The organism is Stenotrophomonas sp. YJH_SMC_119 (assembly GCF_059368315.1).
The window spans coordinates 1-12,450 of the sequence record NZ_JCAFRP010000009.1; the positions used below are offsets into that span (position 1 = coordinate 1).

Annotated in this window: 15 protein-coding genes; 8 read left to right on the forward strand and 7 right to left on the reverse strand. The window is 66.6% G+C overall.

The genetic code is table 11. The features are described 5' to 3' along the window. On the forward strand, positions 1–127 hold a 127-nt coding region (locus AC5P6S_RS14225; protein ID WP_146257439.1), incomplete at its 5' end, for an integrase core domain-containing protein. A gap of 72 nt (positions 128–199) precedes the next feature. Here AC5P6S_RS14225 and AC5P6S_RS14230 read toward each other — a convergent pair. After that, positions 200–1,456 (reverse strand): MFS transporter, encoded by a 1,257-nt coding sequence (locus AC5P6S_RS14230; RefSeq protein ID WP_111198172.1) that lies wholly within the window; start codon positions 1,454–1,456, stop codon positions 200–202. Between the two features lie 124 nt (positions 1,457–1,580). Continuing rightward, positions 1,581–2,207 (reverse strand): signal peptidase I, encoded by a 627-nt coding sequence (gene lepB, locus AC5P6S_RS14235; protein WP_231336683.1) that lies wholly within the window; start codon positions 2,205–2,207, stop codon positions 1,581–1,583. A 175-nt stretch (positions 2,208–2,382) separates the two neighbouring features. Between lepB and AC5P6S_RS14240 the strand changes: the two genes are divergently transcribed. After that, complete coding sequence (locus AC5P6S_RS14240) at positions 2,383–2,784, forward strand: hypothetical protein (protein ID WP_049459209.1); 402 nt, start codon at positions 2,383–2,385, stop codon at positions 2,782–2,784. A gap of 3 nt (positions 2,785–2,787) precedes the next feature. Beyond that, positions 2,788–3,234, forward strand: a complete 447-nt coding sequence (locus tag AC5P6S_RS14245) for a 3-dehydroquinate dehydratase (RefSeq protein ID WP_004153636.1) — start codon at positions 2,788–2,790, stop codon at positions 3,232–3,234. A gap of 375 nt (positions 3,235–3,609) precedes the next feature. On the opposite strand, the gene dcp is transcribed toward AC5P6S_RS14245, so the two are convergent. The 3 genes from dcp to arfB all read right to left on the reverse strand — a co-directional run bounded on the left by dcp (position 3,610) and on the right by arfB (position 6,916). Beyond that, positions 3,610–5,766, reverse strand: coding sequence for a peptidyl-dipeptidase Dcp (gene dcp / locus AC5P6S_RS14250; protein ID WP_012478784.1), 2,157 nt, complete (start codon positions 5,764–5,766; stop codon positions 3,610–3,612). A 111-nt stretch (positions 5,767–5,877) separates the two neighbouring features. Further along, positions 5,878–6,480 (reverse strand): lysophospholipid acyltransferase family protein, encoded by a 603-nt coding sequence (locus tag AC5P6S_RS14255; RefSeq protein WP_005407645.1) that lies wholly within the window; start codon positions 6,478–6,480, stop codon positions 5,878–5,880. 4 nt (positions 6,481–6,484) lie between these two features. Further along, entirely contained in the window at positions 6,485–6,916 is a 432-nt protein-coding gene (gene arfB, locus AC5P6S_RS14260; protein WP_005407644.1) for an alternative ribosome rescue aminoacyl-tRNA hydrolase ArfB, read from the reverse strand. 133 nt (positions 6,917–7,049) lie between these two features. Here arfB and AC5P6S_RS14265 point away from each other — a divergent pair, with 133 nt between their 5' ends. Beyond that, positions 7,050–7,577, forward strand: a complete 528-nt coding sequence (locus tag AC5P6S_RS14265) for a DUF2059 domain-containing protein (RefSeq protein ID WP_005407643.1) — start codon at positions 7,050–7,052, stop codon at positions 7,575–7,577. Between the two features lie 76 nt (positions 7,578–7,653). Here AC5P6S_RS14265 and AC5P6S_RS14270 read toward each other — a convergent pair whose 3' ends face one another. Both AC5P6S_RS14270 and AC5P6S_RS14275 read right to left on the reverse strand, forming a co-directional pair. Then, the gene (locus AC5P6S_RS14270; protein ID WP_005411909.1) at positions 7,654–8,394 is read right to left on the reverse strand and encodes a pseudouridine synthase; all 741 of its coding nucleotides are present in this window, start codon (positions 8,392–8,394) and stop codon (positions 7,654–7,656) included. Positions 8,395–8,549: 155 nt separating this feature from the next. Next, positions 8,550–9,137: an O-methyltransferase gene (locus AC5P6S_RS14275; RefSeq protein ID WP_005411908.1), complete on the reverse strand. Its 588-nt coding sequence runs from the start codon at positions 9,135–9,137 to the stop codon at positions 8,550–8,552. A 165-nt stretch (positions 9,138–9,302) separates the two neighbouring features. Here AC5P6S_RS14275 and AC5P6S_RS14280 point away from each other — a divergent pair, with 165 nt between their 5' ends. Genes AC5P6S_RS14280 through AC5P6S_RS14295 form a run of 4 tightly spaced genes read left to right on the forward strand, consistent with a single transcriptional unit; the run spans position 9,303 to position 12,435 of the window. Beyond that, a complete protein-coding gene (locus AC5P6S_RS14280) occupies positions 9,303–9,914 on the forward strand; it encodes a PIG-L deacetylase family protein (RefSeq protein WP_012478778.1) in 612 nt (203 codons plus the stop codon). Then, positions 9,914–11,053 (forward strand): glycosyltransferase family 2 protein, encoded by a 1,140-nt coding sequence (locus tag AC5P6S_RS14285; protein WP_049460985.1) that lies wholly within the window; start codon positions 9,914–9,916, stop codon positions 11,051–11,053. Before AC5P6S_RS14280 ends, AC5P6S_RS14285 begins: the two co-directional genes overlap by 1 nt. Then, positions 11,040–11,645 carry an LbetaH domain-containing protein gene (locus tag AC5P6S_RS14290; RefSeq protein WP_088435789.1) on the forward strand — a complete coding sequence of 202 codons (606 nt, stop codon included), beginning with the start codon at positions 11,040–11,042 and terminating at the stop codon, positions 11,643–11,645. Before AC5P6S_RS14285 ends, AC5P6S_RS14290 begins: the two co-directional genes overlap by 14 nt. 4 nt (positions 11,646–11,649) lie before the next feature. Continuing rightward, positions 11,650–12,435 (forward strand): YaiO family outer membrane beta-barrel protein, encoded by a 786-nt coding sequence (locus tag AC5P6S_RS14295; protein WP_060380409.1) that lies wholly within the window; start codon positions 11,650–11,652, stop codon positions 12,433–12,435. Positions 12,436–12,450 lie beyond the last annotated feature (15 nt).

Consider the following 12,450-nt stretch of genomic DNA (forward strand, 5'->3'; position numbering starts at 1 on the left):
CCAGCGCAATTCCGTGCTGACCCAATGGCTGCACCACTACAACTGGCACCGCCCTCACATGGGGATCGGTGGCCAGCCACCTATTTCCAGAGTCCTGCTGAACAACGTGGTGGGTTTACACAACTAACAGTCGACTCTACCTCGGCAAACCCGCCACGCCGTGGTTGCCGGCCAGCGGCCGGCACTACCGTGCGTTGGGTCACGCCGTGACCGGCTGTGGCGCGCGCTGCTGCAGCGTCCAGACGATGCCACCGCCGATCAGGGTCAGCACGGCGGCGAACGCACACACGCCAAGCCAGTCCCAGGCTGCATAGGCCAGGCCACCCACACCGCCCAGCACGCTGGACCCCAGGTAGTAGGCGAACAGGTACAGCGCCGAGGCTTCCGCACGCATCGCACCGGCGCGGCTTCCAACCCAGCTGCTGGCCACGGAATGACCACCGAAGAAGCCGAAGGTCACCAGTGCGATACCCAGCGCCATCGTGCTCAGCCACGGCATCGCCAGCAGCGCGATGCCGGCGCCGATCAGCGCGAACGAGATCGACAGGATGCGGCCGCGTCCGTAGCGCGTGGCCTGCTGGCCCATCCACGCCGAACTGAAGGTACCCACCAGATAGACGCTGAAGATCAGCCCGACCACGGTCTGGCTGAGATGGTAGGGCGGCGCCAGCAGGTGATAGCCCAGGTAGTTGTAGAGGGTGACGAACACGCCCATCAGTACGAACGAGGTGGCGAACAGCCACGGCAGGCCCGGGTCGGCGAACAGCGTGCGCCAGCGCGACGGCAATTGGCGCAGGCCGCCGCGACGGGCATGGAAGTGCCGCGACGGTGGCAGCTGCAGCCACAGCAGCACGGTGCTGGCCACGGCGATGATCGAGACCACGCCGATGCCCCAGCGCCAGCCCCAATGGTCGGCGATGATGCCGGCCAGCAGGCGCCCGCTCATGCCACCGATGGCGTTGCCGCCGATGTACAGGCCCATCGCCAGGCCCAGCGCGCGGCTGTCCATTTCCTCGACCAGGTAGGTCATCGCTACCGCCGGCACGCCGCTCAGCGCCAGGCCAAGCAGGGTCCGCAGCACCAGCAGCGTGGTCCAGTCGTCCACCAGCGCGGTGCACAGCGACAGCATGGCCGACGCCAACAGCGCAACGATCATCAACGGGCGACGGCCGACCGCGTCGGACAGCAGGCCGGCCAGCAGCATCGCCACCGCCAGCGTGCCAGTGGTCAACGACAGCGACATCGCGCTGCCGGCGGCGGACACGCCGAAGTGACGGCTGAACTCGGGCAGCAGCGGCTGCACGGTGTACAGCAGGCCGAAGGTGGAGAAGCCGGCCAGGAACAGCGCCAGCGCGGTGCGGCGGAAGGCCGGGGTGCCCTGCTGGATGCGGGTGTCGGTGCCGGTATCGAGAGTGGAGGGACGGCCTTCAACGGCCGCCGCAGTTTCGCCAGTCATGGAATCGAAGGGCCGGTGGGGACGGCCGGGCGTGGGAGGGAACGGGCCTCAGACTAGGCCCGTCCATCCAGTCGATCCATAACCTGATAAGTCAGGATTGATACTCAAGAAGTATCAATTCAGCTTACAGGCGCTGCCACTCGAAACCGTCGCTGCGGCGGTAGTACACCGCCACCGCACGGCCGTAGACCTTGTCGGCATCTACGAAGCCGAAGAAGCGGCCATCGAAGCTGTTGCCACGGTGGTCACCCAGCACCAGCACCTTGCCGTCCGGCACCACCAGGTCGGCGATGTCCGGGCCGCCCCCCATGTCCAGATCGAGGCTGGCACGGCGTTCACCGAAGGCTTCCACATCCTGCAGGTCCGCAGTCTGCAGCGGCTGGCCGTTGATGGTCAGGTGCCCTTCGTGCAGCTGTACATGGTCACCGGCCACTGCGGCAACGCGCTTGATCAGGCGGGTGCCGTCGGCTGGCGAATCGAATACCGCCACTTCGCCGCGCTGCGGCGTGCCGGTGGACATCAGTTCCTTGCTGGTGAATGGCAGGCGCAGGCCGTAGGCGCGCATGTCCACCACCACCCGGTCGCCGGGCTGCAGGGTCGGCTGCATCGAACCGCTGGGCACCACGTAGTGGTTGGCGAGGGTATCGCGGGCGGCGGCGAGCAGGCCGAGCATCACCAGCAACGGCAGCGCCTCCTTCTTCAGCCAGGCCAGCGCGCGATCGGAAAAGGGAGGGCGGGCAACGGCGTCCATGGCAGGCTCCGGGTGGGTGGTAGCTGCATCAGACCACACACGGGGGGAGAGGTTCCCGGTAGTGCCGGGTTACGCAGGTTTTACGCGCGGGACCGGCCGCGGGCATCGCACCTTTACGGCCAGCGCGCGCATCGTGTGCCCACCGCGCCGCAGGGCGCATTCCGCAAGGTGTTGTATGACCCTCCTGGTGATCCGCCACGCATCTTCGTCCGCGCCGCGCCCGCAATTGCCGGCGCAGCTGAGCGGCCATCGCGTGCTGTGCAGCGACTGCGCCAGCCTGTCCGAAGTGCGCCAGTGCCTGTGCCAGCCACAGGCGCGTTCGGCCGACTGGGTGCTGCTGGATGTCGGCGTGGCCGACGAGGCGCAATGGCAGGCCGAGGGCGGTGCGCTGCAGGCGGCGCTGGAACGGCTGCCGGCGCAGTACATCGAGTTGCAGGCACCCAGCGAGCCCGGCCTGGAGGCGCGCCTGCGACTGCAGCATGGCCCGGCGGCGGTGGTCATTGACCAGCGCAGCCAGCAGGCCGGTTATCCGTTGTCGCTGGCCATCGTCGGCCGCCGCCTGGCGCAGGAGGGCTGAGCCATGTCGATCTTCATCATCCGTGGCCCGGAAGCCGCCGGTGCGCTGATCCGTACCGCCATGCCGCTGCCGGCACCGGTACTGAAGTCGTTGGTGCACCGGGCGATCGACGCCGGCACCAGCGTGGCGATACGCGCCTGCGGCTCGGAACAGGAACTGCTGGACGCCCTGCGCGTGGCCGACCACAGCCGCGGCGAGGTGACGCTGCTCGATCCGGGTGCCTGTGCCAACAGCCTGCGTCTTCAGCGCCTGCTGCCCTACCTGCACAACGCCTACGTGGAAGTACATGACGACGGCGCGGTGGCCGAGCCGTGCCTGCCGGCCGGTGTCGGCCAGCGCCTGGGCATCGCCGCCGGGTACGGTGCGCAGAGCTATGTGCTGGCGCTGGACATCGCGCTGGATCACCTGGGATTGGCCGAACAGGCCAATCGCGTGCACGTGGGGACGTGATGGCCGGGCTGTGCCCGGCACCCGGTAGTGCCGGCCGCTGGCCGGCAACCTCGACAGCAACAGCCAAAGCCGTTTTCCTGGGGGATGGCGGGGTGGGTCCGGTTGCGGGGGACGCTGCAAGTACGTGCCTGTAAGCTTGGCCGCGGCATCCATGCCGCGGACACCCCCGCAACCGGACCCACCCCGCCTTCGACAGATCTCCGCGAACTGTCGGAACAGCATGGCCTGCTTTTGGTGGGTGTCGACCTTGGTCGATGCATGGATCCACGCCATGCGTGGATGAGCGGCAAACTGCGGAATCTGTCGATGGTATCGATACAACGAAAAACGGCGGGGTTTCCTCCGCCGTTATTTCTTTCGTACTTCAGGTCGCGCTTATTTCAGTCCGCGGAACTTCAGCAGCGGTTCCACCGACGGGTCCTTGCCGCGGAAATCGCGGTACAGGGTCGACAGCTCCACGCTGTTGCCGCGCGAGAGGATCTTGTCGCGGAATTCCTGGCCATTGGCGGCGGTCAGGCCACCGTGTTCGGTGAACCACTGGTAGGCGTCATGATCCAGCACTTCGGCCCAGAAGTAGGCGTAGTAGCCGGCCGAGTAACCGCCACCCCAGATGTGGTCGAAGTAGGTGGTGCGGTAACGCGGCGGCACCTGCGGCAGGTCGACCTTGAACTTCTTCAGCGCGCTGGCTTCAAAGGCGCCGACGTCCTGCAGCGGCGCGTCGGCCTTCTGCGTGTGCCAGGCCAGATCCAGCAGTGCGGCCGACAGGTACTCGGTGGTCGCATAGCCCTGGTTGAAGCTGCGTGCCTTGAGGATCTTGTCGACCAGCTCCTGCGGCATCGCCTCGCCGGTCTTGTAGTGCTTGGCGTAGTTGGCGAACACCTTCGGGTCCAGCGCCCAGTGCTCGTTGAACTGCGACGGGAACTCTACGAAGTCGCGCGAGGTGGCGGTGCCGGCAATCGACGGATACTTCACGTTCGAGAACATGCCATGCAGTGCATGGCCGAACTCATGGAACATGGTGGTGACGTCGTCGAAGCTGATCAGCGCAGGCTGGCCGGCGGCCGGCTTGGTGAAGTTGCAGACGTTGTAGACCACCGGCTTGGCGCCGGTCAGGCCGTCCTGCTCGACGAACACGTCCATCCAGGCGCCGCCAGACTTGCTGTCACGCTTGAAGTAGTCGGTGTAGAACAGGGCCAGCGAGGTGCCGTCCTTGTCGAAGACTTCGTACACCTTCATGTCCGGGTTGTAGGTCGGAATGTCGGTACGCGGCTTGAAGGTGATGCCGTACAGCTGGGTGGCGGCGTAGAAGACGCCGTTCTGCAGCACGTTGTCCAGTTCGAAGTACGGCTTGATCTGCGACTCGTCCAGATCGTACTTGGCCTTGCGCACCTGCTCGGCGTAGAAATCCCAGTCCGAGGCGGCGACCTGGAAGCCGCCCTTCTGCGCGTCGATCACCTTCTGGATCTCGCCGGCTTCGGCGCGCGCCTTGGCGGTAGCGGCCGGCACGGTGTCGGTCAGCAGCTTCAGCGCGGCAGCCGGGGTCTTGGCCATCTGGTCGCCCAGCTGGTAGTCGGCGAAGGTGTCGAAGCCAAGCAGCTTGGCCTTCTGCGCGCGCAGCTGGGCCAGGCGCTGCACGGTCTGCCGGGTGTCGTTGGCATCGCCACGCTCGGCACGGGTTTCCGAAGCCTTCAGCACGGCGGCACGCTGGTCGCGGTCACTCAGCGAGCCGAGCACCGGCTGCTGGGTGGTGTTCTGCAGCGGCAGCAGGAACTTGCCATCCAGCTTGCGCTCCTTCGCTGCGTTGGCGGCGTTGTTGATCGCATCCTCGTCCAGGCCGGCCAGCTTGGCCTTGTCGTCAACGACAACGGCCGCAGCGGCGGTAGCGGCCACCAGGCGGGTGTGGAACTGGGTGGAAAGGGTGGTTTCTTCCACGTTGAGCTTGCGCAGCGATGCCTTGTCGGCGTCGGACAGCTGTGCGCCGGCGCGCACCAGGCCATCGTAGTAGTGCTCGACCAGGCGCTTCTGCACCGGATCCAGTTCAAGCGTGTCGCGCTGGTCATAGATCGACTTCACGCGCGCGAACAGCTTCGGGTCGAGATTGATCTCGTCCTGGTGCGCGGCCAGCTTCGGCGCCACTTCTTCCTGGATCTTCTGGCGCGCATCGTTGGTATCGGCCTGGACCAGGCCGAAGAAGATGCGCGACACGCGGGTCAGGGTCTCGCCGCTGCGCTCCATCGCCACGATGGTGTTGTCGAAGGTGGCCGGCTCGCTGCTGTCGGCGATCTTGCGAACGTCGGCCAGGTGCTGGCGCATGCCTTCTTCGAAGGCCGGCAGGTAGTCGCTGTCCTTGATCTTGTCGAACTGCGGCGCCTGGAACGGCAGCGTGCTGGCGCTCAGCAGCGGATTGGTGGAGGCTTCGGCCGGCTGCTGGGCCGGGGCTTTCTGGGCATCGGACACGGGGGTGGACTCCTTGCCGGAACAGGCCGCCAGCGCCAGGCTGATGGCGGCGGCCAGGACTACGGTACGCGACATGTAAAACGCTCCTTGGGCAGACGGTATGGAATACCAGCCCTCCACCCTACTCCTGTCGCGCTCGCCCGGCATGTGCCGGACGTGGCGTCTATGCGACGGCCTGCGGCCGGCTCAGACCGTGCCGCGGGTCTTGCCGATCCACGGCCGGTAGAACTCGCGGATGGCGGCCATGTCGGCAGCATCGTCGCCGGTCGGCTGGAACAGCGGGCCGATGCCGATGGTCTTTTCCGGGTAATGGAAATAGGCGGCCAGGATCGGCACGTCGGCCATCCGGGCGATCTTCAGGAAGCCGGCCTTCCACTCCTTCACCGCCTTTCGGGTGCCCTCGGGGGTGATGGCGAACCACATCTTCTCGTTGTTGCGCAGCAGGTCCACCGCCTGGCCCACCGTGCCCTGCGGCGAGCTGCGGTCCAGCGGGATCACGCCCAGCTTGTGCAGCAGCGGCCCCAGCGGCCACCAGAACAGCGAGGCCTTGCCCAGCACCTTCACCTTCATGCCCAGCGCGATCTTGGCCGCCATGCCCCACAGGCCGTCCCAGTTGGACGAATGCGGCGCGATGATGAACACCAGGCGCGGGATGTCAGGCAGGGTGCCGGTCACCTTCCAGCCGCCCATGCGCAGGGTGCAGCGCGCCAGCCAGCGCAGGAAGGCATTGGGTTTGACCTGTGGCATCTGCGGCGGCACGGCCGGCAGCAGCGGAGTCGGGTTGTTCAAGCAATCACTCCCAGTCACGTGATGAGCGCCCGCGCTTGATCTGCGCGCGCCCGCGTTTGGCGTCCAGACGACGCAGTTTCGACCCGAGGGTCGGCTTGGTGGCCTTGCGCGGTTTGGGCACGCTCAGCCCGGCCTGGATGAAGGCCGCCAGCCGCTCGCGCGCATCCTCGCGATTGCGATCCTGGGTACGGAAACGTTGCGCGTCGATGACCAGCACGCCTTCGCCGGTCATGCGCCGGTCACGCCGCGCCAGCAGGCGCGTGCGCAACGGTTCGGGCAACGAGGGCGAGTTGGCCACGTCGAAACGCAGTTCCACCGCAGTGGAGACCTTGTTGACGTTCTGGCCACCGGCACCGCTGGCACGCACGAACCGCTCGACGATCTCGCCGTCGGGGATTTCAAGCTGCGCGTTGATGGTGACCGGTCCACTGCCCATCCGCGCATTGTAGCGGCAGCCACGTGTCGGAGTGCGCATCGCGCGCCGTATGCCGCCGATCAGGTACCGAACACGCCGCCTTCGCCTTGGCTGCGGGTATGCTGGCCGTCCCATGTACCGCAGGAAGCTTCGCATGACCCGCTCCGCACCCGCCCTGCCCTCCCTGCTGCGCCGCGCCGCCCTGCTGCTGGCGCTGGCCGTGGCCAGTGTCCCCGCCCTGGCCGCGCCGCCGACCGATGGCGACATCAACCGTCTGCTGTCCGCGTCACGTGCGCAGAGCATGATCGACACCATGCTGCCGCAGATCGAGGCGATGCAGCAGCAGCAGTTCCAGCAGGTGGCCGCACAGCGCCAGCTCAATGCCCAGCAGCAGGAGCAGCTGAAGCGGATCCAGGCACGGACCAGCCAGACCCTGCGCCAGGCACTGTCCTGGCAGCAGCTGCGGCCGATGTACGTGGACCTGTACAAGAAGACTTTCAGCAAGGAAGACGTGCTGGCGATGGCCGAGTTCTACGAGAGCGCGGCCGGCCAGAGCCTGCTGGACAAGACCCCGGCCCTGATGCAGAACGTGATGGTGGCGATCCAGGCGCGCATGCAGCCGCTGTTCGCGGACCTGCAGAAGGACCTGGAAGCGATCGTCAACGAGCCGGAAAAGAAGTGAGGTCGTGCCGGCCGCTGGCCGGCAACCTCGTACGGTTGGGATCAGGCAGATGCCGGCCAGCGGCCGGCACTACCGTCTATAGGTCCACCTGCCAGCCGAACAGGTCCAGCGCCTTCTGGAACTCACGATCCAGCGGCGCACTGACATCCACGTTGCCACCCTCAGGATGCGGGAAGCGCAGGCGCTCGGCGTGCAGCAGCATGCGGTGCACGCCCTGCATGCGGAAGATGCGGTTGTGGCGGCCATCACCATGGCTGGTGTCGCCGATCATGTGATGCGACAGGTGCTTGAGGTGCCGGCGGATCTGCCGGAAGCGCCCGGTCTGTGGCTGGCAGCGCAGCAACGCATAACGCGAGCTGGTGAATTCACCGACCGGCACCGACAACTCGCCGGTGGCCAGGCGCTGGAAGTCGGTGACCGCCGGCTTTTTCACCGGTTTGCCCGGGCCGCCGTCCAGATCATGATCGACCTGCCAGGCGAGTTCGGCCGGCCAGCCCCGGCAGACGGTCAGGTAGTCCTTCAGCACCTCGCCACCCATCAGCGCCTTGCCCAGCGCACTGGCGGTCTCGCGGTCAAAGGCCAGCAGCAGGCAGCCACTGGTGGCCCGGTCCAGGCGATGCACGAGGAAGATCGGCCGGCCCAGCTGCTCCCGCAGGCGGTCGGCCAGGAAGTCGTCTTCGCCACGGGCCAGCTTGCTGTCGTGGACCATCAGCCCGGCAGGCTTGTTGACCACGGCCAGGCGCTCATCCAGGTGCAGCAGCTGCAGGGGCGCGGTTTCAGTCTCGACCGCGGCGAGGGTATCGGGTTCGGTGCTCACGGCGGGATTATCGAGGCTGGGCACTGAATGCGGTAGAGCTGGCCGCTGGCCGGCTGCCTGCGGATCGTCTGGCTGCTGGGGTTGCCGGCCAGCGGCCGGCACTACCAGATCAGGCGCGGCCGGCACTACCGGATCAGGCGCGGGCAGCACGGCGGTCAGGCGTTGCGTACGGCCAGCAGCTCGCCGTTGCCTACCGGCACCAGGCTGGTGCTGAAGTTCGCGTCAGACTCCAGCAGCGTCCGCAGCGGTTCCATCTCTCCCGCATGCGAGGTGGCGTTGTCCACCACCAGCAGGCCACCCGGCCGCAGCACGCGGCGCAGCTGCGGCCACCAGCCGGCGTATTGCCCGCGGTCCGAATCGAGGAACAGCAGGTCAATGCTGGCATCGGCGGCCTCTGCAAGCCACGGCCCGGCATCGTCGTGGACCAGCGTGATGCGATCGGCCAGGCCACTGCGCGCGAAGGTGTCACGCGCCATCGCCGCCTTGTCCTCGGCGTATTCCAGCGTAGTCACGTGGCCGTCGATGGCGGCGGCGGCCTCGGCCAGCCACAGCGTCGAATAGCCGTTGGAGGTGCCGATCTCCAGTACGCGGCGCGCAGTGCCGAAGCGCACCAGCACCGCGAGGAATTCGCCCGTATCTGGCGTGATGTTGAGCATGCGGCGGCCGCGTTCGACTTCACGGGCGTCGTTTTCGGCACCGAAGTGGGCCAGTTCGTTCTTCAGTTCCGACAGTTCCAGGGCCATTTTCCGCTGAGCTCGCCATGACGCAGCGTCCATTCTTACCCGAATTCCGGAATTTCGTATGAATCCTAGAGCCGCTGCATTTTCACGCTGAGATAGTTCCCGCCTCCTTCGCGCGGGGACAGCATGCCTGGCCGCCGCGCACCCGGCTTCCGCTAGGACACGGCCATGACATTGAACATTCTGGCAATCGGTGCCCATCCAGATGACATCGAACTCGGTTGCGGTGGCAGCCTGGCAAAGCTCGCCCGCGCCGGCTCACGCATCCATGCACTGGTACTCAGCCGTGGCGGCCGGGGCTGCCACGCCGGCATCGACCGCAGCGATGAATCGCATCGCGCCCTGCACCGGCTCGGGGTGGCCGAGGTGATCCAGCAGGATTTCCCGGACACACGATTCCCCACCTGCCGCAACGACATCATTGCGTCGATCGAACAGGTCTGCACGCTGATCGAACCAGACCGCATCTACACGATGTGTGGTGAGGATCATCACCAGGACCATCGCACCGTTCACGAAGCGTCGATCATCGCCTGCCGCCACATTCCGCAGATCCTCTGTTATGAGAGCCCCAGCACCCTGCCGCAGTTCGCGCCGCAGGTGTTCGAGGACATCAGCGCGCAGCTGGAGCTGAAGATCCACGCGCTGCGCGAGCATGCCAGCCAGGGCGATCGCCACTACATGCAGGAAAGCCATCTCCGCTGCCATGCGCAGTTCCGTGGCCAGCAGATCGGCATCGGTCCCAGCGAGGGCTTCCTACCCTACCGTCTGGTGCTTTGATGAAGACGCTGTTGTTCCTGGCCATGTGCGCTTTCATCCTGGTACGAATCTGCGTGCAGGCCTCGCGCCGGCCCAGCACCCGCCTGTACAGCATCGACGCGATCGTGCCGGCCTACAACGAAGCCCCCTGCCTGGAGCGCTCGCTGGCCAGCCTGCTGGAAAACCCGTACGTGGCGCGGGTGATCTGTGTCAACGATGGTTCCACCGACAACACGGCTCAGGTGCTTGATGCACTGCAGGCGCGCTGGCCCGGGCGCCTGGTGGCCGTGCACCAGGCCAACACCGGCAAGGGCGGTGCGCTGATGCACGGGCTGCAGCACGCAACCGCCGAGCAGGTGTTCCTGACCGACGCAGATACCCATATCGATTCGCGCAGCCATGGCCTGGGCTATCTGCTGGCCGAGATCGAGCGCGGCGCCGATGCGGTTGGCGGGGTCCCCTCGTCCAGCCTGCAGGGCGCCGGCTTCCTCCCCCATGTGCGCGCCAGCCTGAAACTGCCGATGATCGTGATCAAGCGCAGCTTCCAGCAATGGCTGGGCGGCGCACCGTTCATCGTTTCCGGCTCGTGTGGCCTGTTCCGTACTTCGGTGCTGCGCAAGGTCGGATTTTCCGATCGCACCCGCGTGGAAGACCTCGACATGTCCTGGTCGCTGGTTGCGCAGGGCTATCGGGTTCGCCAGAGCATCCGCTGCGTGGTCTACCCGCAGGAATGCAACACGCTGGTGGAGGAATGGCGGCGCTGGCGACGCTGGATCGTCGGCTATGCGGTATGCATGCGCCTGCATCGCCGCCTGCTGCTGACACGCTTCGGCATTTTCAGCATCCTGCCGATGATGCTGCTCGCCCTGGCCGGCATCATGCTGTCGCTGCAGGTATGGTTCGGCGCGGCCCGGCTGCACGGACCGGGTGGCCTTGCCCTGTCGGTGATGCCGCTGTTCTGGACCGGCATCGTCATGCTGCTGGCAGTGATCAGTGCCATCCACCACCGACGCGCGTGGCTGGTGCCGGCGGCGGCCTTCTCGATGCTGTATGTACTGCTCGCCTATGCGATCTGGCTGTTTCATGGCCTGGCGGGGCTGTTCACCGGCCGCGAACCCGTGCGCGACAAGCCGACGAGGTACCCGCATGTGGTGGAATGACCTCGCGGCGATGGCCGAGGCACTGTCGACACTTGCGCCCCACACTGATCCCGACGCGGAGGTCTCGCCACGGGCCACCCTGCAAGGCGCCGTACGGATCGGTGCCGGCAGTCGCATCTGCGACGGCGCCCATGTCCAGGGTCCGGTGTCGATCGGCCGCGACTGCCTGATCGGCAACAACGCACTGCTGCGCGGCCCGCTGTGCATCGGTGACGGCACGCGTATCGGCTTTGCCAGCGAACTGAAGAACGCACGGTTGGGCAACCAGGTCAGCATCGGCCCGCAGTGCTTCATCGCCGACAGCCGCATCGATGACCGGGTCTATCTCGGCGCCCTGGTGCGTACCAGCAACCATCGCCTGGATGGGGCAACGGTCACCGTCCACATCGGCGACACCGTCATCGACAGCCAGCGCGACAAGCTCGGCGCCTGGATCGGCGAAGGTGCCGCGCTGGGCGTCGGCGTGATCATCCTGCCCGGCCGCATCGTCGCGCCGGGAAGCCAGTTCGGGCCGCGCATCACCGTGGAACGAAACCTGCCGCCCGGCCGCTACCGGCTGCTGCAGTCATTGCATTCCCAACCCCTGGAGTAACCCCATGCGATTGATCATCCGTGGCGCACTGCCATGCGCCCTGCTGCTGGCTGTCTGCAGCGCCCACGCCGGCGTCGACCGTGTCACGGTGCAGCTGGACCATGCCGACTACAGCGATGGCTTCGGCAAGCGCGACGTACAGACCGTGGACGTGGCCGGACGCAGTGGCGGCAGCCGCTGGCACCTGGGGTTGGCCCATGGCGAGCGTGACTACGGCAGCAGGCGATTCAGCGGCAACCGCATGCAGGGCTCGCTGCACCATCGCTGGAGCCCGCGCCTGTCCACCCGCACCGCTGTCACGGCATCCAACGATGATCCGGTGTTCGTCAACCGCCAGGTCAACCAGGACATCCAGTGGAACGTGACACCGCAGACCGTACTGAGCGTGGGCGGCAAATACGCCCAGTACCATGCCGGCGCCCATGTGAGCGGCTGGTCGGTGGGTGCCTCGCATTACTTCCCGCGCGTGACTGCCTCACTGCGCCACGAGCGGCACCGCCAGTCCAATGGACCGGATGGGCATGGCACCACACTGTCGCTGCGGCTGAAGGATGGGCAAGGCCGTGGTTCGACCCAGCTGTGGCTGGGCAGCGGCACGTCCGGCTATACCGCCGAGTCCGATCCGCTGCTGCTGCGCGAGCACGATGCACGGCGTGCCTTCCTGCGCCGCAGCCAGCCATTGGGTGAGCATCTGGTGCTGGACGTGGGTATCGGCAAGACCTGGCACAGGACGCGCCTGGACAGCTTCCAGAGTGTGCAGTCGCACCTGGGCCTGGGCTACCACTGGTGAGCCTGTAATTGATCG

Bases quoted from the DNA above. Each gene is read 5' to 3' on its own strand.
- AC5P6S_RS14230 (WP_111198172.1), bottom strand. From the start codon at position 1,456: ATGACTGGCGAAACTGCGGCGGCCGTTGAAGGCCGTCCCTCCACTCTC.
- lepB (WP_231336683.1), bottom strand. From the start codon at position 2,207: ATGGACGCCGTTGCCCGCCCTCCCTTTTCCGATCGCGCGCTGGCCTGG.
- AC5P6S_RS14240 (WP_049459209.1), top strand. From the start codon at position 2,383: ATGACCCTCCTGGTGATCCGCCACGCATCTTCGTCCGCGCCGCGCCCG.
- AC5P6S_RS14245 (WP_004153636.1), top strand. From the start codon at position 2,788: ATGTCGATCTTCATCATCCGTGGCCCGGAAGCCGCCGGTGCGCTGATC.
- dcp (WP_012478784.1), bottom strand. From the start codon at position 5,766: ATGTCGCGTACCGTAGTCCTGGCCGCCGCCATCAGCCTGGCGCTGGCG.
- arfB (WP_005407644.1), bottom strand. From the start codon at position 6,916: ATGGGCAGTGGACCGGTCACCATCAACGCGCAGCTTGAAATCCCCGAC.
- AC5P6S_RS14265 (WP_005407643.1), top strand. From the start codon at position 7,050: ATGACCCGCTCCGCACCCGCCCTGCCCTCCCTGCTGCGCCGCGCCGCC.
- AC5P6S_RS14275 (WP_005411908.1), bottom strand. From the start codon at position 9,137: ATGGCCCTGGAACTGTCGGAACTGAAGAACGAACTGGCCCACTTCGGT.
- AC5P6S_RS14280 (WP_012478778.1), top strand. From the start codon at position 9,303: ATGACATTGAACATTCTGGCAATCGGTGCCCATCCAGATGACATCGAA.
- AC5P6S_RS14285 (WP_049460985.1), top strand. From the start codon at position 9,914: ATGAAGACGCTGTTGTTCCTGGCCATGTGCGCTTTCATCCTGGTACGA.
- AC5P6S_RS14290 (WP_088435789.1), top strand. From the start codon at position 11,040: ATGTGGTGGAATGACCTCGCGGCGATGGCCGAGGCACTGTCGACACTT.
- AC5P6S_RS14295 (WP_060380409.1), top strand. From the start codon at position 11,650: ATGCGATTGATCATCCGTGGCGCACTGCCATGCGCCCTGCTGCTGGCT.